The 25,215-nt window shown below is 72.2% G+C and carries 22 protein-coding genes; 11 read left to right on the top strand and 11 right to left on the bottom strand.

Translation table 11 applies throughout. The annotated features are described in order from the left end of the window. Nucleotides 1–29 precede the first annotated feature (29 nt). From ACIP93_RS24090 to ACIP93_RS24065, 6 genes are all read right to left on the bottom strand, one after another. Complete coding sequence (locus tag ACIP93_RS24090) at nt 30–1,394, bottom strand: NAD(P)/FAD-dependent oxidoreductase (protein WP_401761588.1); 1,365 nt, start codon at nt 1,392–1,394, stop codon at nt 30–32. Nucleotides 1,395–1,396: 2 nt separating this feature from the next. After that, a complete protein-coding gene (locus ACIP93_RS24085; RefSeq protein ID WP_401761586.1) occupies nt 1,397–2,227 on the bottom strand; it encodes an ABC transporter permease in 831 nt (276 codons plus the stop codon). Next, entirely contained in the window at nt 2,224–3,042 is an 819-nt protein-coding gene (locus ACIP93_RS24080) for an ABC transporter permease (RefSeq protein WP_401761584.1), read from the bottom strand. The genes ACIP93_RS24085 and ACIP93_RS24080 overlap by 4 nt, the downstream gene beginning before the upstream one ends. Next, nucleotides 3,039–4,025: an ATP-binding cassette domain-containing protein gene (locus ACIP93_RS24075; protein WP_401761582.1), complete on the bottom strand. Its 987-nt coding sequence runs from the start codon at nt 4,023–4,025 to the stop codon at nt 3,039–3,041. The genes ACIP93_RS24080 and ACIP93_RS24075 overlap by 4 nt, the downstream gene beginning before the upstream one ends. 53 nt (nt 4,026–4,078) lie before the next feature. Continuing rightward, entirely contained in the window at nt 4,079–4,348 is a 270-nt protein-coding gene (locus ACIP93_RS24070) for a hypothetical protein (RefSeq protein WP_345226072.1), read from the bottom strand. Between the two features lie 90 nt (nt 4,349–4,438). Continuing rightward, a complete protein-coding gene (locus ACIP93_RS24065) occupies nt 4,439–6,109 on the bottom strand; it encodes an AMP-binding protein (RefSeq protein ID WP_401761580.1) in 1,671 nt (556 codons plus the stop codon). A gap of 147 nt (nt 6,110–6,256) precedes the next feature. Between ACIP93_RS24065 and ACIP93_RS24060 the strand changes: the two genes are divergently transcribed. Next, the gene (locus ACIP93_RS24060; protein ID WP_401761578.1) at nt 6,257–7,864 is read left to right on the top strand and encodes a (2,3-dihydroxybenzoyl)adenylate synthase; all 1,608 of its coding nucleotides are present in this window, start codon (nt 6,257–6,259) and stop codon (nt 7,862–7,864) included. Continuing rightward, a complete protein-coding gene (locus ACIP93_RS24055; RefSeq protein ID WP_401761576.1) occupies nt 7,861–8,709 on the top strand; it encodes a 4'-phosphopantetheinyl transferase in 849 nt (282 codons plus the stop codon). The genes ACIP93_RS24060 and ACIP93_RS24055 overlap by 4 nt, the downstream gene beginning before the upstream one ends. Here the strand turns inward: ACIP93_RS24055 and ACIP93_RS24050 are convergent. Continuing rightward, the gene (locus ACIP93_RS24050; protein WP_401761750.1) at nt 8,664–9,878 is read right to left on the bottom strand and encodes a cytochrome P450; all 1,215 of its coding nucleotides are present in this window, start codon (nt 9,876–9,878) and stop codon (nt 8,664–8,666) included. The genes ACIP93_RS24055 and ACIP93_RS24050 overlap by 46 nt on opposite strands. 254 nt (nt 9,879–10,132) lie before the next feature. On the opposite strand from ACIP93_RS24050, the gene ACIP93_RS24045 reads away from it, so the two are divergent. After that, nucleotides 10,133–11,371 (top strand): cytochrome P450, encoded by a 1,239-nt coding sequence (locus ACIP93_RS24045; protein ID WP_401761574.1) that lies wholly within the window; start codon nt 10,133–10,135, stop codon nt 11,369–11,371. An 82-nt stretch (nt 11,372–11,453) separates the two neighbouring features. On the opposite strand, the gene ACIP93_RS24040 is transcribed toward ACIP93_RS24045, so the two are convergent. Next, nucleotides 11,454–13,808: a BTAD domain-containing putative transcriptional regulator gene (locus ACIP93_RS24040; RefSeq protein ID WP_401761572.1), complete on the bottom strand. Its 2,355-nt coding sequence runs from the start codon at nt 13,806–13,808 to the stop codon at nt 11,454–11,456. Nucleotides 13,809–14,576: 768 nt separating this feature from the next. Here ACIP93_RS24040 and ACIP93_RS24035 point away from each other — a divergent pair. Next, entirely contained in the window at nt 14,577–14,996 is a 420-nt protein-coding gene (locus tag ACIP93_RS24035) for a hypothetical protein (protein ID WP_401761570.1), read from the top strand. 266 nt (nt 14,997–15,262) lie between these two features. On the opposite strand, the gene ACIP93_RS24030 is transcribed toward ACIP93_RS24035, so the two are convergent. Continuing rightward, entirely contained in the window at nt 15,263–15,814 is a 552-nt protein-coding gene (locus ACIP93_RS24030; protein WP_401761568.1) for a hypothetical protein, read from the bottom strand. 398 nt (nt 15,815–16,212) lie between these two features. On the opposite strand from ACIP93_RS24030, the gene ACIP93_RS24025 reads away from it, so the two are divergent. Next, nucleotides 16,213–16,455, top strand: a complete 243-nt coding sequence (locus tag ACIP93_RS24025; RefSeq protein ID WP_401761566.1) for a hypothetical protein — start codon at nt 16,213–16,215, stop codon at nt 16,453–16,455. 44 nt (nt 16,456–16,499) lie between these two features. On the opposite strand, the gene ACIP93_RS24020 is transcribed toward ACIP93_RS24025, so the two are convergent. Next, nucleotides 16,500–17,078, bottom strand: coding sequence for a YbaK/EbsC family protein (locus ACIP93_RS24020; protein WP_401761564.1), 579 nt, complete (start codon nt 17,076–17,078; stop codon nt 16,500–16,502). A 351-nt stretch (nt 17,079–17,429) separates the two neighbouring features. Here ACIP93_RS24020 and ACIP93_RS24015 point away from each other — a divergent pair, with 351 nt between their 5' ends. The 3 genes from ACIP93_RS24015 (at nt 17,430) to ACIP93_RS24005 (ending at nt 20,534) form a co-directional block, all read left to right on the top strand. Further along, entirely contained in the window at nt 17,430–17,651 is a 222-nt protein-coding gene (locus tag ACIP93_RS24015; protein ID WP_401761562.1) for a DUF2945 domain-containing protein, read from the top strand. Nucleotides 17,652–18,604: 953 nt separating this feature from the next. Continuing rightward, nucleotides 18,605–19,363: a MerR family transcriptional regulator gene (locus ACIP93_RS24010; protein ID WP_401761560.1), complete on the top strand. Its 759-nt coding sequence runs from the start codon at nt 18,605–18,607 to the stop codon at nt 19,361–19,363. 817 nt (nt 19,364–20,180) lie between these two features. Further along, nucleotides 20,181–20,534, top strand: a complete 354-nt coding sequence (locus ACIP93_RS24005; RefSeq protein ID WP_345226048.1) for a beta/gamma crystallin domain-containing protein — start codon at nt 20,181–20,183, stop codon at nt 20,532–20,534. A gap of 342 nt (nt 20,535–20,876) precedes the next feature. Here ACIP93_RS24005 and ACIP93_RS24000 read toward each other — a convergent pair whose 3' ends face one another. Continuing rightward, nucleotides 20,877–21,410, bottom strand: a complete 534-nt coding sequence (locus ACIP93_RS24000; protein WP_401761558.1) for an EF-hand domain-containing protein — start codon at nt 21,408–21,410, stop codon at nt 20,877–20,879. 478 nt (nt 21,411–21,888) lie between these two features. Here ACIP93_RS24000 and ACIP93_RS23995 point away from each other — a divergent pair, with 478 nt between their 5' ends. Genes ACIP93_RS23995 through ACIP93_RS23985 form a run of 3 tightly spaced genes read left to right on the top strand, consistent with a single transcriptional unit; the run spans nt 21,889 to nt 25,213 of the window. Then, nucleotides 21,889–22,644, top strand: a complete 756-nt coding sequence (locus ACIP93_RS23995; protein ID WP_401761556.1) for a (5-formylfuran-3-yl)methyl phosphate synthase — start codon at nt 21,889–21,891, stop codon at nt 22,642–22,644. 8 nt (nt 22,645–22,652) lie between these two features. Further along, a complete protein-coding gene (locus ACIP93_RS23990; RefSeq protein ID WP_401761554.1) occupies nt 22,653–24,116 on the top strand; it encodes an aldehyde dehydrogenase family protein in 1,464 nt (487 codons plus the stop codon). Continuing rightward, nucleotides 24,113–25,213, top strand: a complete 1,101-nt coding sequence (locus ACIP93_RS23985; RefSeq protein ID WP_401761553.1) for an NAD(P)-dependent alcohol dehydrogenase — start codon at nt 24,113–24,115, stop codon at nt 25,211–25,213. Before ACIP93_RS23990 ends, ACIP93_RS23985 begins: the two co-directional genes overlap by 4 nt. Nucleotides 25,214–25,215: the final 2 nt, after the last annotated feature.

Below are 25,215 nucleotides of genomic sequence, written 5' to 3'. Positions count from 1 at the left end.
GGACGCCCGGCCGACGGCGCGGCGGGCGCTCAGCCGGTGACCAGGCGCTCGAAGTCCTGACGGTTGGGTCCGACGTGGTCGCGCCGGAGGCCGGGGTGTTCGCGCAGGAACGCGAGCACCCGGCGGGCCACCTTGCGGTCGCCCATCAGCTCGGCCGGAGTGAGCAGCATGTGGTAGACGCGCTCGGCGGCGACCCGTACCAGCTCGTCCTCCTCGCGCAGGACGGCGAGGGCGGTGAGGACGCGGGCGGTCAGCGAGTCGTCGTGCGCGCCGCCCGCGAGTTCGGCGAGCCGGGCGGCGTCCGTGGCGACCTGCTGCTCGAACCACTGCCCCAGGCACACGTCGGTGACCCGGTGGGTCTCCTTCGCCCAGTCATAGGGGTCCTGGTCGAGCCGGTCGAGCTGGTCGGCGACGGCTCTGGCGTGGGCCAGGGCGAGGGAGACGCCGCGGCCGAAGGTGGGGTTGGTCTGGACGCAGGCGTCGCCGACCAGCGCGTATCCGGTGACCAGGGGCGCGCCGTCCACGGCGAGCGAGCGGCGGCGGTTCTCCAGTCCGGCCATGGGCATCGGGTCGCCGACCGGGCTCGCCCCGTCGAGCCACTCGCGCACCGGCGCCACGCTGTCCAGGAAGCGCAGGTAGACCGTTCGTTCCAGCAGCCGGGTGCGTACGGGGTCGTGGGAGGAGACGGTGGTCGAGAGGTGGAAGCGGCCGTTGTCGCCGGGGAAGGCCAGCACGGTGGCGAAGTCCAGCTCGTGCACCACCGGGGCCCGCAGGGACGGGAAGCGCCCGCCGGGGCCGAGCGCGAACTCCTGGGCGATGTAGGAGAAACCGCAGGACTGGACGGTCTCCTCGGGCGGATCGCCGCCGATCGCGGTGAGCCAGGCGGCCACCGCCGACCTGCGCCCGGTGGCGTCCAGCACCACGTCGCCGGTCAGGTCGCCTCCTTCCGCGAGCCGGACCCCGTGCACGTGGGGAACGCCGTGCGGCGTCCCGGAGCTCAGCAGCCCGGTCGCCCGGTCGCCCAGCAGGGTGACGGCGGGGTCCGCGACGGCGCGGCGGCGCAGCGCGGCCTCGAAGACCAGCCGGCGGCTGAGCAGGCCGAGGTCGTCGCCGCCCGTCTCCAGCGTGACGGGGACGGCTCCCTCTCCGGTCAGCTCGGCCGTCACCTCGGGGCACTCCTCGCGCAGCACCCCGATGCCGAGGCCCAGCAGGGCGTGCCCCTGCCGGGCGTGCGGCACGCCGCGCCTGTCCCAGTCGGAGACCTCGGCGTGGGGTCCGCCCCCGGGTGGCGGGCCGTCCCGTTCGACGAGCGTCACCCGGTGTCCGCGGCGGGCGGCGAAGACCGCGAGCCCGAGGCCCGCCACGCCCGCGCCCAGTACGACGATGTCCGCCACGGTCAGCCGCGCTTCACGAGGAGCGCGAAGCGCCGGGTGGCGACGACCGTGCACACCGCCGTGACGCCGAGGGTCCAGGCGGCGGTGCCGAGCACCGGCACCGTCAGCGCGCCCTGGTGGGACAGCCCGGCGAGCGCCTCGGCCGCCAGGGAGACCGGGTTGACGCCCACCGCCGGCTGGATCCAGCCCGGGAAGGCCTCCAGGGGTACGTAGCCGCTGGACATCAACGTCATCACCAGCGTGGGCATCTGGACGTACCGCACGATGATGCCGGGATGCTGGGCGACCAGTGCGACGGCGACCGCCAGCGCGCTGCACATCATCCCGAACAGGGCCACGACCCCGAAGAAGCCGAGTGTCGCCAGCGGCCCGTTGGAGAACCGGAAGCCGACCGTGTGGGCGACGAGCGTCACCAGGACGGCCACGCCCATGATGCGGACGAAGTCGCCGCCGATCCGCCCGAAGACGTACGCCCGCATGTCCAGCGGCATCGCGCGCAGCCGGTTGAACACCCCGCTGCGGATGTCGCTCCACAGGGCGATGGCGGTGGTGAGGATCGAGGAGAACGCCGTGGTGAGCACGATCAGCGGGGCGAGCCGGCGGACGTAGTCGACGTCCTGGGTGTCGCGCACCAGCACGCTGAAGGCGGCCAGCAGCATGAAGAGCTGGAGCAGCGGAAAGGCGACGGTGACGATCAGCATCATCCGGTTGCGGACGAACTGTCGCACGACGCGCCCGGCGATGATCGCGGACGCCCCGGCGAGGGTGGTCGGTTCCGGCGAGGGGGACGGCGGCGCCGTCGGTGCGAGAGGTTCCGGCGACTGCACGGTCATCGGACGGCCACCTTCCTGAAGGCTGTGGTCGTGGTCCACGAGAAGAGGGCGACGAGTCCCACCAGCCAGGCGAGGCCGGGCAGCACCGCGCCCCAGGTGAGTGCGGTGCTCGACAGGGCGCGCAGCGCGTCGATCACCGCGGACACCGGGGAGGCGGCGACGATCGGCTGGAGCCAGCCGGGGAAGAGGTCCGCCTCGACGAAGCCGGTGGAGAGCACCAGCAGCGGCAGGTACGGCAGGTGGAGGACCGCACTGAGCGCCTCCAGGTTCTTCAGGCGCAGCGCGATGGTGGCCGTGGCCAGCGAGAGCGCGACGGTGAACGCCACGGCGAACACCAGGAATCCGAACGCGGCGAGCACCCCCTGGTCGAAGCGGAAGCCCACCAGGTGCCCGGCGAGGACGACGGCGACGCTGGACAGGAGTCCTTGCAGCGCCACGACGGCCAGGTGCGCCAGGCTCATGGCACGCATGTCGACCGGGCTGGTCAGCAGGCGGGTGAAGACGCCGCTGGAACGGTCGGCGGCGAGGTCGGTGGCGCTGCCGATGGCCACGAACATCAGGGCCTGCACCAGGACGGTCGGGGTGACGAAGCGGCCGAAGTCGATGCCCCGCGCGTCGAGCATGGCGGCGAAGGTGCAGTAGAAGATGGCGAAGAAGAGCAGCGGCTGCACGACGGTGGCGACCAGGCCGCCCCGGGAGAAGGAGCGTGTCCGCAGCCGGTCGAAGAGCACCTGGAAGTCGTGCTGCCAGCCGGGCGGGCGGCCCGGGGGCGCCGGGGCGCCGGGCACCGCGGCGATGTCGGGCGTGGTGCTCATCGGGCGGCCCCCTGCGCCGCGGGTCCGCCGGCGGCCGGCCCGGTGGCCGTCGGCCCTGCGGTGGCCGACGGCTCGGTGAACGCGAAGAAGACCTCGTCGAGCGTCGGTTTGGTGACCTCGATGTCGGCGATCCGCAGCCCCTTGCCGTCCAGCCGGGCGAGCACCCCGCCAACGTCCTCGGGGCGCGCCATGGGCACGGCCACCTTGTCGCCCTCGGCGGTGACGCCGGGCAGTTCACCGAGGGCGAGGCGGGCCGCTTCGGCGTCGGCGGCGCTGGTCAGGGTGAGCCGGCACATGAGGCCGCCCACGTCCCGCTTGAGCTCGTCCGACGAGCCGTCCGCGAGGACCCGGCCCTTGTCGATGACGACGATGCGGTCAGCGAGCTGGTCGGCCTCCTCCAGGTACTGCGTGGTCAGCAGCACGGCGACGCCGCGCGCGGCCTCGGCCCTGACCATCTCCCACAGGAGTTTGCGGCTGCGCGGGTCGAGCCCGGTGGTGGGCTCGTCCAGGACGAGCACCGGCCGCGGTACGACGAGGCTGACGGCGAGGTCGAGGCGTCGGCGCATGCCTCCGGAGAGGTAGCCGACGGGGGTGTACGCGGCGTCGCCGAGCTCGAACCGCTCCAGCATCTCGCCCGCCCGCTGCTGGGCCTCGCCCTTGCCGAGGCCCAGCAGGCGGCCGAAGAAGACGAGGTTCTCGCGGGGGTTGATCTGTTCGTCGAGGGCGGCGAACTGTCCGGTGAGGGCGATGTTGGCGCGCACCAGGGAGGGGTCGGTCGCGGGGTCGTGGCCCAGGACGCGGATGGTGCCGCCGTCGGGCTGCAACAGCGTGGTGAGGCAGTTGATGAGGGTGGTCTTGCCCGCTCCGTTGGGGCCGAGCAGGCCCACCACGGTTCCGGCGGGGATCCGCAGCGACACCCGGTCGAGTGCGGTCTGTTCACCGAAACGCTTGGTGAGGTCCGAGAGGGCGATCGCCTCGGTCATCGTGGCTCCTTCATTGCGTCAGGACGTCGTCGTGCGGGAAGGCGGTGCGTTTCTCACGACGGCGTCCGGACCTCGACCTGGCTCAGGACGTAGGCGAGCACCTGCTCGGTGGTCTGGATGGCGCGTCCGGTCTGCTCGTCGATCGGCGGCAGGTCGAAGTCGTCCTCGATCGCGAACGCCATCTCCAGCAGGGCCAGGGAGTGGAACCCCAGGTCCTCGACGAGACGCATGTCCTTGCCCGGCTCGAACTTCTCCCGTTCGGGGGCGAGTTGCTCGATGATCGCGAGCACGGTCTCGCGCACCTCTTCACTGGAGTAGGACATGGGGTCTCCTGTTCTGGGGGCCGGTCGGGCGGGGCGGTGCGGAGCCGGCCGGGTCGGAGTGGTGCGGGGCCGGCCGGACGGAGCTGCCGGTCAGGTCCGGGAGGTGCCGGCCGTGGCGGCGGGCGCCCCGTCGAAGACCTGTTCCTGGCTGAGCCGCTGCCAGAGCTGTCGGCGGCGGCTCTTGCCGCTGCTGGTACGGGGGATGGCGCCGCGCGGCACCCGTGCCACGTGCCGGCGGGTGCCGGGGCAGGCGGAGGCGAGCACGTCCTCGGCCAGTTCGGCGGCCCGTTCGTCGAGCCCCTCCAGCACGGCCACGGCGTGTGCCCGCCCGTCCGCCTCGCCGAGCACGACGCAGACACGGCTCAGGTTGAGTCCGGCCCGCCCGAGCATCAGCTCGACGTCCTCGGCGAAGAGCGAGCGGGCGTGCACCTTGACGCTGTCGCCGAGCCTGCCCAGTACGTAGAACTCCCCCGCCAGCGCGAAGGCGACGTCGCGGGTGAGGAGCCGGCCGCCGGTGAGGGCGGTGCTCCCGGCGGGGCCGTCCGCGAGGTAGCCGTCGGCCAACGAGGTCCCGGCGACGGCCAGTTCGCCGACGTGCCCCTCGGGGAGCGGTTCTCCGTCCTCGTCCACCACGGCCACCGTCAGACCGTCCAGGGCGCGGCCGCAGCTCGTCACCTGAACCGTCTCCCGGTCCGTGTCCCCGTCGGCGAGGCTCACCCGTGCCCCGACGCGCAGGTCGTCGCGGCGCACGCGGACGGCGCGCGGAACCTCCTCGACGGGCACTCCGGTGACGGCGAGGGTGCTCTCGGCCAGTCCGTAGGCGGGAGTGAGGGTGTGCGGGGCCAGGCCGTGCGGGCGCAGCAGGGCGGTGAAGCGGGTCACCAGCGCGGGGTCGATGCGTTCGGCCCCGACGATGACCGCCCGTACACCGGACAGGTCGGCGCCCTCCAGGTCTCCGTGGCCGACGCGGTCCACGATGCGCTGGAGGCCGAACGCCGGGGTGGCGGTGATCGTCGCGGGCCGCTCCACCCGGTTCGCGTCGAAGCGGGCGAGGTACGACAACGGGTGGCGCAGGAAGGTTTCGGGCCTGCACACGGCGAGCCGGTTGTTGCCGGAGACCGGCACCACCAGGCAGCCGATGAGCCCCATGTCATGGTGCATCGGCAGCCACGAGCACCAGGAGTCGTCGCGTCCGGCCCGCTCCCAGGCGCGGATCGCGGCGGTGTTGGCGTCCAGTGCGGCATGGCTGATCCGCACCCCGCGCGGGCGGCCCGAGCTGCCCGAGGTGAACTGGACCAGCGCCTGCTCGGCCGGGTCCCGCCTGCCGGGTCCGGCCTCGGCCAGCTCCTCCAGGAGCAGCAGACGGGTGTGCGGTGCGGCTTCCGCCAGGACGTCCGCGGCGAAGTCGTGGTGGGCCGCGTCCACCACGACGGCGTCGGCGCCCACGGCCCCGACGACGGAGCGGACGTGCGCGCGGGCGGCCTCGCCCGACATCCGGGTGGGCGGCGCCAGTACGCTCACCACGCACCCGGCGGCCTGCACCCCGTAGAACGCGGCGACGAGGTCGGGTCCGGTGGAGCACAGCAGCGGCACGACCGCTCCGCGCGGGACTCCGGCCGCGACGAGCCCGCCGGAGATCCGGGTGGCCGCGTCGGCGAGCTCCGGGTAGGGCCGGTAGACGTGGGAGGTCTCGTCGAACATCTCCACACCGGTGTCGTCGCGGGGGGCGTCGAGCCAGCTCAGCGTGTGGGGTCGGCTCATCCATCACTCCTCGGCGGGTGGCCCGGGGGCCGGGGTGTCTTCGGCGACGGTGGTGACGATAGGAGCGATCGCGTCGTCGGCCGTCGTCTCTTTCACGGCTCTGTTCGGCCCGTCCGGCACGGTGTGGCGGGCCGGAACACTGGCGGCATGGATGAGTTCACGCCGTGGAGCGACGAGGACGCCGCCCGCTACCGGGCCGCCGGCATCTGGCGGGGGGTGCCGCTGGGCGACGCGCTCACCGAAGTGGCGCTCGCCCGCCCCGACCGGACCGCCGCCGTGGATCGCCGGCGCCGCGTCACGCACGGGGAGGTGCGCGCCGAGGCCGACGAGATCGCCCGCGGTCTGCTGGCCCGGGGGGTGAACCCCGGTGACCGGGTCATGGTGCAGTTGCCGAACGTCGTGGAGTTCCTCACCGTCACGGTCGGGATGTTCCGTGCGGGCATCGTCCCGGTGTTCGCGCTGCCGGGGCACCGGGAGAGCGAGGTGCGCCACCTCATCGAGGCCTCCGGGGCGGTCGGTTACGTCACCGCGGGCCGCTTCCAGGGCTTCGACTACCGCACCGTGGCCCGCCACGCCGCGACCCTGCCGGGCGTCCGTACGGTGATCGTGGCGGACGGCGACAGCGGCGACCTCACCCCGCTGGACCGGGTGCGCGCCCAGGGCGCCGGCACGGAGCCGCTGCCGGCGGTCGACCCGTCGGGCGTCGCGTTCCTCCTGCTGAGCGGCGGCAGCACGGGCAGGCCGAAGCTGATCCCGCGGACGCACGACGACTACCTCTTCAACATCGACGCCTGCGCGCGGGCGTTGGAGTTCGACGCGGAGAGCGTGTACCTGGCGGCGAACCCGGCCGCCCACAACGCCGCCCTGGGCTGCCCGGGGGTGCTGGGTGCGCTGCGGGTGGGCGGAAAGGCGGTGCTCGCCGCGAGCCCGTCCCCCGACGAGGTGTTCCCGCTGGTCGAGAAGGAGGGTGTCACCCACACCACGGTGGTGCCCGCGCTCGCCGCGCTGTGGTCCAAGGTCGCCGCGAAGCGGCCGGTGGACATGACGGGCGTGCTCCTCCAGGTGGGCAGCTCGAAGTTCGACGAGCAGGCCGCCGGGCGCGCTCAGGCGGCGCTCGGGTGCCGGATCACGAACTGGTTCGGCATCGGCGAGGGCCTGCTCACGTACACGCGCCTGGACGATCCGGAAGAAGTCGTGCACGGCACCGAGGGCCGCCCCCTCTCCGATCTGGACGAACTGCGCCTGGTGGACGAGGAGTTGCGCGTGGTGCCGCCGGGAGAGGTGGGCGAACTCGTCACGCGCGGCCCGTACACCATCAACGGCTACTGGAACGCCCCGGAGGCGAACCGCACCTCCTTCACCCCCGACGGCTTCTTCCGCACCGGGGACCTGGCCAGGCTGACCCCCGAGGGCAACCTGGTGATCGTCGGCCGGGCGAAGGACGTGATCAACCGGGGCGGCGAGAAGGTGTCGGCCGACGAGATCGAGGGGCACCTGCGCGGCCACGAGGCGATCGACGACGCGGCGGTGGTGGCCCGTCCGGACGCCGACCTCGGCGAGGCCACGCTCGCGTTCGTGGTCCCCGCCGGCGCGGGGCGGACACCTTCACTGGTGGAGATCAAGCGGTACCTGGCGGGCAAGGGCCTGGCCACGTTCAAACTCCCCGACGAGGTGCGGGAGGTGCCGGTGCTGCCGCGCACCCCCGTCGGCAAGATCGACAAGGTGGCCCTGCGGGCGACGGTGGAAGCGGGTTGAGCCGCAGGACCGCGGCTCCGGGCGCCCGTACGACCCGTACGACGAAAGCGTTCGCCTCCGGTACGGAGGGTACGGCAGCGGTGTCCGGCGTCGTCCGGACACTGCTCCCCCGGTACGCGGCCGCCCTGGACAGCACCCAGGAGCTGACCGGCCCGGCGCTCTTCGCGGCGGAACTCCGGCAGGTCGCCGACGTGTCGCCGGGGCGACGGGACGAGTACGCCACCGTGCGGCGCCTCGCGCGCGCCTGCCTGGCCGAACTGGGCCTCCCGCCGGCTCCGCTGGTGCGGGGCGCCGACGGGGCGCCCGGGTGGCCGCCGGGCACGGTCGGCTCGCTGACGCACTGCCGGGGGTACCGGGCGGCCGCGGTGGCGCGGGCCCGGGACGCCGACGGCCTGGGCATCGACGCCGAGCCGTGCGCCCCGCTGCCCGGCCGGGTGCTGGCACAGGTGACGTCGGCGGCCGAGCGGGCCCACCTGGCGGAGCTGGCGGCGGCCCGGCCCGACGTCCCGTGGTGCCGGGTGCTGTTCAGCGCCAAGGAGGCGTACTACAAGGTCTGGTATCCGGCGACGGGGTGCTGGCTGGGCTTCGACGACGCCGAGGTCGCCCTCCGGCCGGACGCGGAGAGCGGTACGTTCGTGGTGCGGCCGGTCTCCGGCGGCGCCCGGCGGAAGCGCCGGGCGGACGCCCTCTTCGACCCGGTCGCCACCGGCTTCCCGGCCCTGCGCGGCCGGTGGGCCGCCGGTGCGGGCGTCGTGGTGACCGCGATCGCCGCTCCGGCGGGCTCGTTGCCGTGCCCCGCTCAGGCGGGCCGCACGGCGACCGGCACGCTGCGGTGCGCCCAGTAGGGAAACCGGAAGCCGCCCGCGCTGGGCTCCCACACGTTCTCGCCCGCCGACTCGATGTCCGCGAACCGGGCCACCAGTCGCTCGAAGACCACCGCCCCCTCCATCCGCGCCAGTGCCGCGCCGAGGCAGTGGTGCACCCCGCCGCCGAAACTGAGGTGGGGGTTGGGCGACCGGGTCAGGTCGGCGCGGCCCGGGTCGTGGAACACCTGCTCGTCGTGATTGGCGGAAGCGAGCAGCAGCACGACGACCCGCCCCTTGCGGATGGTCAGCCCGGCGATCTCGATGGGCTCCAGGGCCAGCCGGGTGGTGGCGTGGATGGGCGCGTCGTACCGCATGAACTCCTCCAGCGCGCTGCCGGAGACGCCGGGGTCCTCCCGCAACTGCCTCTGGGTGTGCGGCTGCCGGACGAAGAGGTCGCCGCCGGTGGCGATGGCGTTGGTGGTCGTCTCGAAGCCCGCGTAGTAGACGAACAGCGCGTTGTCGATGATCTCCTCGTCGGTCAGCGGCTCCTCGCCGTCCCTGACGGCGGTGAGCATCCGCGACAGCAGGTCCTCGCCGGGTCGCCGCCTGCGCTCGCGGACCAGCCCGGCCATGTAGTCCCGCAGTTCGACCACGGCCCCGTGCGCCTCCCGCTGCTTCTCCGGCGGGATGAACACGGCGAAGGCCTGGGCGAGCGAGGTGGACAGACGGGCGATCTCGGCCCGGTCGGGGCGGGGGATGTCGAGGAGTTCACTCATCACCGTCATGGGGACGGGCACGGCCAGGTCGGCGACCAGGTCGAAGCGGCGTTCGTCGGCGAACCGGTCCAGCATGCCGTCGACCAGCCGGGCGACGGGTTCGCGCATCCCGCGCACCATGGCCGGGCTGAGCGACTTCACGAGCAGGCGGCGAAGCCGGGTGTGGCCCGGCGGGTCGCGGTCGACGACGATGCGCCGCAGGTAGTCGTTGGCGGGCCCCTCGCCCACCGACACCTTCTGGTACTCCTCGGGGAACTCCCGGCCGAGCCGGGGGTCGCGCAGCAGCGCGGAGACCTCTTCGTGCCGGGGGAAGACCCACTGCCCCGGGCCGCCCCGGCAGACCGGACCGTACGCGCGCAGCCGCCGGTAGACCGGGTACGGGTCGCGCATGGCGCGCGCGTCGTCCAGCAGGAAGCGCGGCATGTTCAGCACGGTGTTCAACGCTGCGTCACCTCCCGGCACCCTCGGGTGCGCGGCTCGGGTCCGGTCGTTCCCCTGGCCCGCCCAGTCTGGGAGCCGGGGGCGGGGCGGCGGACGGCGGTGAAGGACTGGCGACAGGTTCCCCCGCACGCCCGCCCGCGGACTGTCAGGCTCACCGGTGCACCACGCGCACCCCGGACCACCCCGCGCGAGCACCACGCGCGCCCACCGGACACCCCGTGCAAGCAACAGGAGGCGTCGGCCGCATGCGAGAGCTGCCCGTGAAGTTCGACTCCCGCGATCCCGCCGTGGTCGCGGACCCCTACCGGGTGTACGCCGGTCTGCGCGAGGCCGGGCGCCTCGCCCGGGGCGCGGCCGGCCAGTGGGTGGTCTCGCACCACAGGGACGTCAGCCGGCTGCTCAAGGACCGCAGGCTGGGGCACGAATACCCGCCGGAGTACCACGAGTTCTCCACCGGGACGGGTCCCGCCAACGATTTCCTGAAGCGGATCGTGCTGGACCAGGACGCACCCGCGCACACCTTCCTGCGAGGCATCATGCAGCGCTCCTTCAGCCCGAAGCTGATGCGCAGGCTGGAGGAGTACGTCGCCGAACAGGTGGACCGGCTGATGGCCGAGGCGCAGCGGCGGGCGGGCTCCGACGGGGTGCTGGACGTGGTCGGCGACCTGGCCTTCCCGCTGCCGGTCACCGTGGTGTGCGAGCTGATCGGCATCCCGGACGTGGACCGGGACGCGGTACGCCCGCACGCGGTGGAGCTGGCCAAGGCGTTCGCCCTGTACGTGCCCGTCGAGGAGCGGGCGGCCGCGCACGACGCGGTGACCTGGCTGCGCGCCTACGTGTCGGAGCTGGTCGAGGAGCGGGCCAAGCGGCCCGCCGACGACCTGATCAGCAATCTGCTCGACGCGCAGCGCACACAGCCCGGCTTCGACCGCGAGACGCTGGTCGACAACGTCGTCTTCCTGTTCTTCGCGGGCTTCGAGACGACCACCAACCTGATCTCGACGATCTTCTCGGCGCTGCTCCGGCACCCGGAGCAACTGGCCCTGCTGCGGCGGCGTCCGCAGCTCGCGGTGCCGGGCGTCGAGGAGTTCCTGCGCTACGACGCGCCGATCCAGGCCACCGCACGCTATGTGCGGGAGGCGGTGGAGATCGACGGCCGCACCGTGCGCGCGGGCCGCATCCTGGTACTGCTGCTGGGCTCCGCCAACCACGACCCGGAACGGTTCGCCGACCCGGAACGGCTGGACATCACCCGCGACCCCAATCCGCACGTCAGCTTCGGCGGCGGTGTGCACCACTGCCTGGGCGCGGCGCTGGCCCAGGTGGAGGGACGCGCGGTGCTGCGGTGGCTGGCCCACGCCCCGGGCACGCCCACCGCGGCGGGCGCCGTGGAGCGGCGGCCCAGCGTCACCTTCCGCGCCTACCGCAGCATTCCGGTGCGGCTGGAGCCCGCCGGACGGACCCGGCCGGTGTCCGCGCCCTGAGGTCCGCCCGTCGCACGCACGGGACCCGCGACGGGGGCGGGGGCCCGTGGGAACTCCTCCCACGGGGCCCGCCCCCGCCCGGTCACAGCACGGGCTCCTCCGAGCGGACGCCCGGCCCCACCGCGGCCGTCAGCATCGCGCTCTGCTCCAGCAGTCCGCTGCCCCGGCACGCCTCTGCCAGGTCGAGCAGCGCCGTCCGGTACGCCTCGGCCCCGCCCGGACCGGCGGGCCCGGCCTCGTACACCCGGCCCCGGTGTTCGCGCGACAGGACGAACCGCAGGTTGCGCGCGAGCCGGGCGGCCGGACCGAAGAACTCCTCGTGCCGGGCGGCGCACAGCACCGCCAGCATCGCCGGCAGCCCCCGCTCGCAGATCTCCGTCGCCTCCTTCTGCCCGTGGAGCACGGGGACGCGGGGTCCGGGGGCCGGTTCCGCGGCGGTTCCCGGCAGGGCGTCGGCCGGTCCCCGGAGCAGGAGGCAGCAGCGCGTGGTGACGGCCAGGTGGTGGGCGAGCAGCCGCCGCAGCGCCGCGTGCCGCCCGTCGCCGCGCAGCAACTGTTCGAACTCCCCCGTGCCGGCCGCGACACCGGCCACGAGCCCGTGCAGGGCGTAGCGGCCGATGCCGGGCTGTTCCAGGAGGTTCGCGTCGAGCAGGGCCTCCAGCAGCAGTTCGGCGTCGGCCGGACCGGTGCCGAGCAGGGCGGCCGCCTCGTACACGTCCAGACTCGTGTCCGGCAGCAGGGCGATCACGTTCAGGGCGTGGCGCTGCGCCTCGCTCAGCGCGTCGACGGAGAGCTGGAGCACCAGGCGGACGCTGCGGTCGCCCGCCTGGAGTTCGGCGGCCCGGCGGCGCATGTCGCCCAGGCGCTCGACCAGGTGGGAAAGCCCCCAGGTGGGGCGGCTGCGCAGTTTGGCGGCGGCCAGGCGCAGGGCCAGCGGAAGTCCTCCGCAGTAGGCGACGAGCCGGTCGGTCGCCTCGGACTCCAGTTCGTCCCCGAGGAGGCGCTGGACGAGGGCGCGGGAGTCTCCCGCGCTCATCCGGGGGACCGGGCAGGGTTCGGTGCCGTCGAGGCCGTAGAGGCGACGACGGCTGGTGATCAGCACGAGGGAGCCGTTGCCCGGTGGCAGCAGGGGGACGATCTGGGCCTCGCTCGCGGCGTTGTCGAGCAGCAGCAGCACCCTGTCGTCGGCGAGTTGGGCACGCCACAGGGCCACCTGGCTGTCCAGGTCCGCGGGGATGCGTCTGCCCTTGATGCCCAGGGAGCGCAGCAGCACCTGGAGCACTTCGGCGGGTTCGCGGGGCCGCTCGTGCGGGCTGAATCCGTGCAGGTCGACGTAGAACTGGCCGTCCGGGCACTCCTCGGCCAGCCGGTGGGCCACGTGCAGGGCGAGTGCCGTCTTGCCGATGCCGCCCATGCCGTCGACGCAGATCAGCAGCGGGCCGGGGCCCCGGGAGCCCGCGCGGGCGGTGCGCAGCAGGGTGTCGACCTCCTCGCGGCGGCCGACGAAGTCGGTCAGCCCGTGGGGCAGGGTGCAGGTGGCCCGCGGCCGTGCCGTGCGGTCCCGGGGAGGGGCCGACTGTCTACCCGCGTCGAGCTCGAAGGACTCGGGCCGGGCGTTCTTCTCGGACGGGCGCGGCGCGCCTCCGGACCGCAGGTAGGCGAACGCGCCGCCGCGCAGTACCGCCTCGTGCACCTGGGCCAGCGAGTGGTCGGGGTCGATGCCCAGTTCGTCGCGGAGCAGGGTGCGTATCTCCGCGTACTCGGCGAGGGCGTCGGCCTGTCTTCCGGAGAGGGACAGCGCGAGCATGAGCTGCGCGCGCAGGTCCTCGGCGAGGGGGTGCTGCGCCACGAGGCCCCGCAGGTCCTCTATCACCAGGGCGGGCGGCGAGACGCGCAGTCGCAGCGCGATGAGTTCCTTCTGGACCGCGAGGCGGCGCTCCTCCACCACCCGTGCGGTGGCGCGGATGAGGCCGTTCTCCACTTCGTCGCTGTCGACGACGTCGGCCGCGACCTGCCCCCGGAAGAGCGACAGGGCCGTCTGCAGCTCCTGGATGAGCTCGGCCTCGCTCGCGCCGCCCTCCTTGAGCGTGCGGGCCCGCAGGCGGCGTTGGTTGAACTCCACCAGGTCGGACTCGGTCGCGCCGACGTTCAGCCGGTAGTTCGGTCCGTCGGTGAGGAGGTAGCCGCCCGCGCCCGGTATCGCCTGGCGGAGTTGCGCGACCGCCTTGCGCACCTGGTTGGAGGCGGTGGCCGGGCAGCACGAGCCCCACACGGCCCTGGCGAGGCGGGGGGTGCTGAGCACCTCGCCGGGTGACAGCATCAGGACGGTGAGCACACGGCGGGCCACGGTGCTGGGCAGCCGGGCGGGGACGTCCCCGCACCGTACCGCCACGGACCCGAGCACCTGGAAGCGCAGGTCTCCTGCTCCCGAGGTCATGCGACCGGCTCGCAGAGCACGGTCCGAGCCGTCCGGTGTTCTCCCACGGAGGCCGGGCGTCGGTGGTCGGCCGATGCGCCGGGGCCTCGCCCCGGGAAGGCGCTCACTCCTAATCGTCCCGGAGGTCCGGCCGGGGTCGCGGCGTGCCGGGCCTCCGGGGCCCCTGATCCGGACACCGTACAAACGGACTTCAAGCCATCCATTCATTCCCCCTCGGACCGCACCGGGGCCGAAACCTTACCCCTGGTGCTGATCAGTTAGCCCACGCTGCCGGGCGGCAATCCCGGAAGTGTCTAAAGACTTGGTATTACGGGCGGACTCGACACCCTGAACCGGGACGATGCCGTTCATCACCGGTGCTCCGCTACACATGTCTGCGCCACGAAGCAGGATGCGGTTCAGGCCATCAGTGCCCGATGAGCGCCGGAAGAACCGGGCCGGAACTTTGCGACACGCCCGCCGGAACTCGCCAACCGGCCTCGACTGCAGGAAATTTGCTTGTGAAACCGGTTTCGGGGCGACGAACCGCGTCGTGGGGTCCGGTCAGGGGGCGTTCTGGTGGGTACTGCGTGGTATGCAGCCGGTTTCACGCGGAATGCGGCCACGCTGGTGGAGTCCCGTCGGTGCCGGCGTTGCGGATGGAGACGTGGGCATTGAAGCCGTAACTCCGTTTGTCCAGGCGGTGGTTGGCCGATCATGCGGGGTCCGCGGCGGCGGTGAAGGTGACGGGGCCGGGCATGGGGAGCGGTTTCCGGCGGAGTCACGGGCATGCGCGGCGCAGGAGTGGGCGGTGACGGGGTCAGGCCGGTGAGAGTGGCGAGGGTCTGCGAACTGCAGGCCACCGACCCCGCGGTCGCCGACGTCGTCAGCGGACGCTTTCCGGCCGCCGAGCGCCTGATGGTCATCTGCGGCCAGGCACACGACGCCGCGACACGGATCATCGAGCGGGCCCGGCTGGCCGGTGCCGTCCGCCCGGACTTCACCAGCGAGGACCTCCTGCTCTTCTTCGGCACCAACGCTGCGCTCGCTCGCGCAGTCGCCGACACCGCCCCCGACGCCTGGCGACGCCAGGTGGCCTTCCTGCTCCAGGGAGTAGGCACGGGAACAGCCCACGCGCCGCTCTCCGTTCCCCCGCTGGCCTCACAGCAGGTGTACGAAGTGCTGGGCAGGCTCACCACCGCGCCGTAGCGGGCGGGGACCGGTTCATGGGCGAGGCCCGTGGTTCCCGGCCGAATTCTCCGACCCGGACTGGAGGAATTCCTCCCTCGGCAAGCTCCTGGCTCCTGCCCGTGCGACAGTGCGACCGCTCTGCTCGCAGCCCTGGCCGCCTACACTCCGGGCACGCTCTCCGACGCCGCCGCCTGTGGCCTGCGGCACCGCCCGCCGCAGCAGCCTGAGACCGGTGCCGGCATGCGGTCCCGGCCTACGAGGGGCCTACTTTGGCGTCCTGCTCGTCAGGGGGTCCTGGTTCCGGTTCCTCGCCGTGCGTGCCCCTGAGGGTCCCGCCGGCCGCGTGTGAAGGCCAGGACGCTTCCCGCGACGGCGATCAGGGCCAGCGCGAGAGCGATGCTGATGCCGCCCCGGGTGTCCCAGTACACGTCCTCCAGGCTGATCAGCAAGGCGGCCTCGTCGACGACGAGGGCGAGCCCCACTCCGTACGCCAGTCCCGTCCAGGCCCTGGTGCGCGCCGAGCGGTGGACCAGGCCGACCGCCCCCACCAGGGCGAGCAGCAGGATTCCCCACACGTAGTGGTGGAGGTGCACTCCCCCGGCCTGCACGTCGCCCACCCCGGCCATGTCGATGTGAATGAGCCAGGTCAGCAGCCGCATGCCACCGAAGGTGACGGTGAAACCCCACCAGGCCAGCACGAGACCCCTGCGCTCCGGGGTGATGCCGGGCAGGAGCCGCTGCCAGCCCGTCCGACGGCTCCGGACAGTGGTGCTCCGTCCCGACTCGGCCGGGTCACTTCCCTCGTTCGGCGCCGACGCGCCCTGGTGCGGTGTCACAGTGCTTCTTCCTCGATGAACATATGAATTCACGACAAGCCATCGGCCCGCCTCTCGGCAGACCGACCATCAAGTCCTGCACATGACCGATGCTCCTCCACCGTCGCCCCCAGGGCGCAGGCTCGCGCGGCCTCCGTCTCCAGGTCGTCGACACGGCCATGCGGGAGGCGCATGGCCGTTCTCCATCTGGAAACCGAGACTCGGCCGGTGCTGCTCCGGGCCCCCCGGGCGAACCCACTGCGGCTCGCGATCCTCCTCCTGCCGGCCCAGAAGGGCCCGGCAGAAGCCCGCGAACGCTGGCGGATCGGGGGTACCGGGGACAAAGGCACCGAAAGTCATCGTCACCCCTGCCTCTTGCCCTTTCCCGGCAGAATCACCCTCCACCGGACGCACTGGACGTGCTGGACCACGTCCTGGCCCCGATGTACATCCACGTGCTGTTCGGCGCGGGGGTCACACCGGAGTACGTCGACGGGCTGGCCCAGCGCATCCGCCGACGCCGGAACCTGCTGCACCGCTCTCGTGTCCTTGCGGACCACACTCAGCGGCTGCCGGCCGAAAACCGCATCCCCCGCCCACCGCTGCGCCGACACCAGCGCGGCAAGGGACCCGGAGCGATGGGCCTGGAGCCTCTCGCCTGAGCGGCGCGAGTCGATGCTGGTGGAGGCCCCGGGGTGAAGGTGGGTCAGGCCGCGAGGCCGGTGAGGACGACGACGCCGGGGAGCTGGGCGAAGGCGCTGCCCGGGACGACGAGCTTGCCGGTCCGGCGACCGCTGCCGATCAGTACCTGTTCCCACTCCAGGAGACTCGCGTCGACGAGGAGCGGCCAGTCGGCCGGGAGTCCGATCGGGGTGATGCCTCCGTACTCCATGCCGGTGAGGCCGACGGCGGTGTCCATCGGGGCGAACGAGACTTTGCGGGCGCCGAGTTGCCGGCGTACGACCCCGTTCACGTCGGCGCGGGCGGCGGACGGGACAACGCAGGCCGCGAAGGTGGTCTCACCGCCGCGCTTGGCGGCGACGATCACGCAGTTCGCCGAAGCGGCGAGCAGGTCGTCCCCGTAGTGCTCGACGAAGGCGGCGGTGTCGGCGACCGCCGGATCCGTCTCCGTGTAAAGGACATCCGCTGCGGACACCGGGCCTTCCCAGTCGCGGACGGCGGCTGCGACGGGCGCCACGAGGTCGTCCAGGCGGTCGCGGGCCGGGCTGAGGTCCGTGAAACGCTCGAAGAGGGAATTCCCGTGGGTGCTCGCGGGTGTACTCATGCGGGCCATGGTGCCGCACCCGGGTACGGGGTTACAGCCGGAGTCCGGCATGTGGTCTTCATGGCCGCCGGCGTCACCCTGATGTTCCCCCGCCGCGACGGTCCGCCGTCGCTTCCACGACCCGCTGCCCAGCGAGTCGCCGACCGGGCCCGGAGTCGGCGCAACCCCGGAAAATGAACTGGCGCGGTGGTGGCTGTCGCAATGTGGTCGGCCGTTTTCACCGCTTGGGCGTCGGGACAGCCAAACCTGCACACCAGCGTTCCCCTTTCGCCCCGGCCTCGTCCTGGATGCACGGAGGCAGACCCTGCCCGAGAATGGCGGACACGAACAGCAACTCCCCAGGAGTGCGAGATGACGAAAAAGAAGGACCTTCGCAAAGGCGACAAGGTGACCTGGTCGAGTCATGGAAACACCGTGCCCGGCTCAGTGCGGAAAAAGATCACCGAGCGGACCGAGGCTTCCGGGCGGACGGTGGACGCGTCCGAGGACGAGCCGCAGTACGAAGTGGAAAGCGAGAAGACGGGAAAGACCGCGGTCCACAAGCCCGAGGCCCTGCGCAAGAAGAAGTCCTGACCTCACGGACGTACGAGAGTGTGCCGTTCTGGCAAGCCTGTGACTGAGCCGGTGGGAGCGCAGGGCGGTCCTGGCAGAGCCCGCGCAAGAGGGAGCGGAAGTCCAGCGGCCACGTGTCCGTTTTCAGGGATCCGACGCACTCGTACGGCGAGGAATCATTTCACCCCGGACAGCGGGAGCCATTCGCGAGGACGTGCGGAAGGCAGACATCAACCATGAGGGGGCGGTCCCGGCCCACCGTCGGCCAGAGAGTGCCAGCGACGCGACGGCGAGATCCCTGGGTTTCCGTGTTCAAGGCTTTGGAAACAGTCGAGCAAGCCCGTAGGCACCTGTACGCCTTCCACCCGCTCACCGGCACCGCCGATCTCGAACTCGGCCGGGCGGTCGACCTGCTACGGGCAGCGGGGCACGAGGACTGGACAGATCACGGCAAAGGGAACCGCCAGGCCGTCACTGGAGAGGCGAACTTTCGTGCTCTCCGCTTTGCGATCCCTCCGCCGCGACTGACAGCGCTCCGGCCGCCCAGCTCACCCACCGCGAACACCCCTGGCAGGGCGGACCGCCGCTGATCGCGAAAGCCGAGGTCGACATGCCTCTGCACACTGCGGTCCACAGGCACCCAGTGGGAGGGACAGCCCGGTGCCAGTCAGCTCTGCCGCCGAGACGGAACTCGGCTACAGGGGTGCCGGCCGCAGGACGACGCCCTCACCCGTGACACGCTGAGCCGTCCGCACACCTGGAGCGCCGGTACGTCGGTCAGGCGGGTCCACGAGTGCGTCGACTAGGCCGTGTCTTGGAAGTTACTGGTGTGCTGAGTGGGCCGTCGGGGAAAGTCGCGGGCGGCTATCCAGATCGTGAGGGTGCGGGCTTGCGGTTGCCGCTGCGGCAGCTTCTACCGTCCTCAACAGGGCCGGAGAAACCGGCTCGGTGACGCGATCGTGAGGGAGACAGCGATGGACTGGCCTATCGCGGAGGTCGCCCGGATGTCGGGCGTGACCGCCCGGACCCTGCGGCACTACGACGAGGTCGGCCTGCTGCCGCCCGCCCGGATCGGGGCCAACGGCCACCGCTACTACGAGGAGCATCAGTTGCTGCGGTTGCAGCAGATTCTCGTGCTGCGGGCGCTGGGCGTAGGGCTTCCTGAGGTCGGCCGGATCCTGGCTGAGCAGGTCGACGAGGTGGACGCGCTGCGCGGCCACCACCTGCGACTGCTTGCTGAGCGGGACCGGCTCGACGCCCTGGCAGGCACCGTCTCCCGCACGATCGCCGACCTGGAACAGTCCAGAAAGGACGGCAACCCCATGACCATCAACCGACCGGAGAACCTGTTCGAGGGCATCCAGCCCTCCCAGTACCAGGAGAGCTTGCGCGACTTCCCCGAGCACGCCGAGGAAGTTGCCCGAAGGGTCGCCGTAATGACCCCGCAGGACATCGAGGCCGGGCAGCGCGAGCGAACGGCGCAGATGATCCTGCTGGCCGACCTGATGGCCGCCGGCCACCCGGCCGACGCCGCGCCCGTGCAGGCCCAGATCGACGCCCAGTACCAGGCCATGACCGAACTGCGGCCCGTGTCGGCCGAGGAGTACCGCGCCGTCGGGCGCTCCTGCGTGGACAACAGCGCTTGGCGCTCCGCGTACGAGGCGATCGCACCGGGCCTGGCCGCGTACCAGCGCGACGCCATCGAGGCGTACGCCACAACTCGGCTCAGCTGACTGGGCGCCGGGCTGTCACGGGGGACCAGCCCGGAAAGCAGTTGGTCCGTCGCACCAACAGGCCCACCTCGCCCGGCCTATCAGTCGCCGAGCGAGGTGCTGCCCGTCATCGTGACCATCGAGCCCAGGCCGAATGAGTGCCTCCAAACAGCAGAACGATCGCTGCTGGCACTCGCGAACAAGTTCACCGGGGCTGGCACTTACGCCAGGTCACAGCCATTCGTTGATAGCTGCGACAAGGATGCTTGTCTCGAAGCGGACCGCAAGCTTGTCAAACCGGGTCTAGACGAGATCGCCACCGGATGGGTTCGCCGCACCGGACGGGCCCGCGAGGTGTGCGCGTCGTCCCAGCACCGGCGGGCCCAGGCCCCCGTACCACCCCGGACCCTGTCCGCTCCCCCGTCGAGGCTGCTGGCGGGTCACCGCTGTCGTGGCCCTCGTTCGCGGATCGTCGAGCCCCCGGCGGTCCGCCCCGCCCCGCCCGGACGGTTCGTGACGGGGAAATGAATGAGGAATGACGGGCCTGCCACAACAACGAACTGTTGCCCGGGCCGGCGCACCCGCGTGCCTGGTGCCGTCAGGTGGGAGTCGTGTCTTCTTCTCGTCGCCACCAATGACCGAAATTCTGTTCTATAAAGCCGCCGAATAGTCCGAATGAAGTTGATCAGGACATTTGGCAGCCGGTTCCAGCCATGTCCCATTTGAACGATTGCCATGTACAGGCATCCTGCTCGATCGTGATCGTGCAAGCGGAAAAAATGTCCCGGGAACGACCACGGACAAGGTCACGTCCGGGCTCGGCAATAGGGGAGTTCTTGTGCTTTCGAAAACCAAGAGGTTCGCCCGCTCCGCAACCGTGGCGGTCGCCGCCGCGGCCGCGTTCACCGTGGTGATGCCCAGTGGCAACGCCTTCGCCATCGACAGGGTCGAGTGCCGTGGCGGTGAGAATTTCCTCAAGATCTGGTCGCACAGCAACGGCCAGCAGAGCGTGGACTGCTACGCCAACAAGGGTCGGACCAACTTCGGCAACTGGTGGGTCGACCGGATCTCCACGGGAAACAACGACCTGATCTACTACGACGCCAACGGTGACTCCGTACGCGTCAACCGCTGGACCGACATTTCCTTCCCGAACCGCCCGCCGAAGGTGAAGGACATCGAAATCCTCTGACGGGCAGCGGCTCGAATGAGAACGAGTCGATAACCCGGTGCACCGATTGGCCATATCCGCACCATGGCCAATTCCGCATCTCGCCGACCACGCCTCTTCCGGCGTGGTCGGCGTATGTCATTTCGGCCAGGGCCGCCGGGAGAACCATTCCTTGCCTTCCAGGGGGCGGCGCCCCCTGTCGGCCCTGCGCGCGCTCAGGCGAGTCCGTCGGCCCGGCCGGATTCCGCGCGGTCGAAGAGCGCCACCCGGTACCCCGCGGTCGACCACGCGGCACCGGGAGCCCTGCGCTCGTGAGGAGATCCGGTGGCTCGCTCCGTACGGGGAGCCACCGGGCTGCCCGGATCAGCCGACGGCGGAGCCGGCCAGCAGGTCCGCGGGGATGCCGCCCTTGTCGGGGGCGTAGAAGTTCCTGATCTCGGTCTCCCAGGCGTCGACGGCGATCCGGTCGGAGTCGTCGGGTCCGAGGGCCTCGAAGAGGGCGTTGATGTTCGGCAGGTCGAAGCCGACCCCGCGCAGCATGCCGGTGAAGGCCGGCCGGGCGACCCTGCCGCTGCCGTCGGTGTCTCCCATGCGGGCGAAGGAGGCCGCGAACTCCGCGATCGCCCCGTCGAAGCGCTCCGGCGACAGGACGCACTCCTGGTACTCGTCGTAGGTGATCCGCCCGTCGCGGTTGGCATCGAGTTCACCGGCGAGGGTGTTCCAGTAGCGGGTGAACCCGGCCCGCATGGCGTTCTTGCGCGCCTCGTCGGCATCGGGCACGGCCGCGGCGACCCGGTCGCTCATCAGCGCGAAGTCGTCGGATTCCAGGACCCCGTTGCCGTCGGCGTCGAACAGGGTGAAGACGACCTTCACGCGGTTGACTGCTTCGTCACGCATGCATTCCTACCTCTCGTCGGGCACAACAGAACTCGGGACGGCCGGGTGGTACCACTCCGGCCGGGTCAGGGCCGTACCGGTGGACGACGGTGGACGCCGTGCCGGGCAGCAGGCCCGCGTCTGCGGGGAACCGCAGCCGTCGCGCTGTCACTATGCGGGCTGCTGATCGCCCTGTCCCGGGAGGCACCCGGTGGTCAGCAGAAAGAGTGAATCTGGCGTTGCCCGGACATAACGGGCCGGGTGCGTCGCCTCCGGCGTCCCGTACGGAGCGGTGGGCGCGGGCACCCGCGGCGGGCGCCCGGAGTACCGGAGTGCACGGCGCACTCGGAAGGCGCGCAGTGCTCAATTCGGTCTCTGCGCGCCCTACCGGGGCCCACGGGCTGCCCGCACGATGAGCACACACCGCAAGATGCCCAAGCGACCCCGCCACCCCACCCGGCCACCCGGGCGGACGGCTGTGCGGGGAAAGGAGTGCGCGTTGCTGCTTCTCATCTCCCCGGACGGCGTCCAGGAAGCCCACGACTGCGCGAAGGCGGCGGAGCACCTCGACATCGTGGACGTCAAGAAACCCGACGAGGGCTCACTCGGCGCGAACTTCCCCTGGGTCATCCGGGAGATACGCGAGGCCGTGCCGGCGCACAAACCGGTGTCCGCCACCGTGGGAGACGTGCCGTACAAGCCCGGCACCGTGGCTCAGGCAGCACTCGGCGCGGTGGTCTCCGGCGCCACGTACATCAAGGTCGGCCTCTACGGATGCACGACTCCCGAGCAGGCCGTCGAGGTCATGCGAGGAGTCGTGCGGGCGGTGAAGGACCATCGGCCGGACGCCTTCGTCGTCGCCTCCGGTTACGCCGACGCGCACCGGATCGGCTGCGTCAATCCGCTCGCGCTGCCCGACATCGCCCACCGCTCCGGCTCGGACGCGGCCATGCTCGACACCGCGGTGAAGGACGGGACACGGCTGTTCGACCACGTGCCGCCGGAAGTCTGTGAGGAGTTCGTACGGCGCGCCCACGACGCCGGCCTGCTCGCCGCACTGGCGGGCAGTGTGCGGGTGGGGGACCTCGGTGCGCTGACCCGGATCGGCACGGACATCGTGGGGGTGCGCGGGGCCGTCTGCGAAGGCGGCGACCGCAACGCGGGGAGGATCAAACCGCATCTGGTGGCCGCCTTCCGGGCCGAGATGGACCGGCACGCCGGGGAACACACGGCCGCCGTCACCGCCGCGGGGTGACCGCCGGAATGAGAGCGCGACAGTCCGGGCGGGCCCCGGGGCTCCCGGCCGCGCCGCGTTCCCCGGGGGAACGTTCCCCCGGGGAGGTGTTCGCCGTTCTCGACCCGGCGACCGGCGAGGTCTTCGGCGAGGCCGTCGACCAGCGACCGGACGAACTGGACGCCGTCATTCGCGGGGCCGGCGAGGCGTGGCGCCACTGGCGTGCCGACCCGGACGCCCGTACCGCCGCCCTGTTCGCGGCAGCCGATGCCGTGGAGGCCGCCGCGGCCGACCTCGCCCCGCTGCTCACGCGGGAACAGGGAAAGCCCCTGGCCGAGTCGCACCACGAGGTCGCCCGTACGGCGGCCCGCCTGCGGTTCTTCGCCGAGTCGGCCCCTCAGTCCCTTCAGCCGCAGCCCATCGAGGACGGCCGGCCGGTACGCAGCGAGATCCACTGGCGCTCCCTCGGGCCCGTCGCGGCGATCGTCCCGTGGAACTTTCCCCTCCAGCTCGCGTCGGCGAAGTTCGCGCCCGCGCTCGCCGCCGGCAACACCGTGGTGCTCAAGCCCTCTCCCCACACCCCGTTGGCCACCCGGCTGCTGGGGTCCGTGCTCTCCGCCGTGCTGCCCGAGGGGGTGCTGACGATCGTCACCGGGCGGGAACCCCTGGGGGCGCGTCTCGCCGCCCATCCGGGAATCCGCCACGTGACCTTCACGGGGTCGGTTCCCACCGGCCGGGCCGTCGCGCGCGGTGCGGCGGACTCGCTGGCCCGCGTCACCCTGGAGCTGGGGGGCAACGACGCGGCCGTCCTGCTGGACGACGTGGAGGTGGAGGAGGTGGCCGACCGGCTGTTCTGGTCGGCGTTCCGCAACTGCGGACAGGTCTGCATGGCCGTCAAGCGCGTCTACGCCCCGGCCCGGCTCTACTCCGACGTGGTCGAGGCGCTCGCCCAGCGGGCGAAGGCCACGGTCGTCGGAGCGGGCCTCGACCCGGGCACGCAGCTGGGTCCCGTCAACAACGCCACCCAGCTCGCCCGGGTCGAGGACTGCACGTCACGCGCCCTGGCGGACGGCGCGCGCGCCGCGGCGGGGGGCCACCGGCTGGACCGGCCGGGCTACTTCTTCGCCCCGACCGTCCTGGCGGACGTCCCCGCCGACAGCCCGGTGGTGACGGAGGAGCAGTTCGGCCCCGTGCTGCCGGTGCTGCCCTACCGGGACCTCGACGAGGCCCTGGACGCCGCCAACAACACCGGCTTCGGGCTGGGCGGTTCGGCCTGGGGGACCGACCTCGACCGGGCGGAGGAGGCGGCCGGCCGGCTGGAGTGCGGGACGGCGTGGATCAACCACCACGCCGAACTGTCCCTCGCCCAGCCCTTCGCCGGAACCAAGGACAGCGGAGTGGGGGTCGCGGGCGGTCCGTGGGGGCTCCACGGCAACCTCCGGCCCTTCGTCGTGCACCGCCCGCGGGAGGAACGGCCGGAGGGAGGGCGGTGAGATTCGGCGCGGCCGTACTGCGGTCGTACGACGGCCCGTTCACCGTCGAGGACGTGCGGCACGCGGGACCGTCCGACGGCGAGGTCCTGGTGCGGATCGCGGGCTGCGGAATGTGCCGGACCGACCTCGCGGTGCGCCACTCGGCGGGGCGCTCGCCGCTGCCCGCGGTGCTGGGCCACGAAGGCGCCGGAACCGTGGTGGCGACGGGCGGCCCGCACACCGGCCTGAGCGACGGCGACCACGTCGTACTGAGCTTCGACTCCTGCGGCCGCTGCCGCAACTGCTTGGGCGCGGCGCCCGCCTACTGCGACTCCTTCGCCGCGCTGAACCTCTTCGGTGGGCGCGTCGAAGACCCCGTGCGGTTCACCGACCGGGCCGGCGACGCGCTGGCTCCCCGCTGGTTCGGCCAGTCCGCGTTCGCCGCCTACGCGGTGGTCCGGGCGCGCAACGCCGTACGGGTCGACCCCTCGCTCCCCGTCGAACTGCTCGGTCCGCTCGGCTGCGGGTTCCTCACCGGTGCCGGAGCGGTTCTCAACACCTTCGGCGCCGGACCCGGCGACACCCTCGCGGTGTTCGGCGCGGGAGCGGTGGGCCTGGCCGCGGTGATGGCGGCCACCGCCGCCGGAGCGTTCACCGTGGCCGTCGACCGGCACCCCGAACGCCTGGCCCTGGCCGAAGACCTCGGTGCGACCGCGCTGCACTCCGGAACTCCCGACCTGCCGGCCCGTATCGGACGTCTGACCGACGGCGGGGCGCACTGCGCACTGGACACCACGGCCTCCCCCGGGTTGATCAACGACGCGCTGCGGTCCCTGCGTCCGACCGGCCACCTGGGCCTGGTGGCACGGCTGCACACCGCCCTGCCCCTCGAACCGGGTGCGCTGGACCGCGGCAGGACCCTCTCCCACCTCTGCGAGGGGGACGCGGTGCCAGGACTGCTGATCCCGCGCCTCATCGCGCTCTGGCAGGCCGGACGCTTCCCGTTCGACCGGCTGATCCGTACGTATCCGCTCGCCGACATCAACGAGGCGGAGCAGGACTGCGCAGCGGGCCGCGTGGTCAAACCCGTCCTCGTCCCGCCGGACGGGGACGCGTGAGG

This window comes from Streptomyces sp. NPDC088745 (genome assembly GCF_044751045.1).
In the GTDB taxonomy this organism is placed as follows: Bacteria; Actinomycetota; Actinomycetes; order Streptomycetales; family Streptomycetaceae; genus Streptomyces; species Streptomyces cremeus.
The sequence above is the reverse complement of the archived record's forward strand: the minus strand, read 5'-3'. Positions and strand labels throughout refer to the sequence as shown.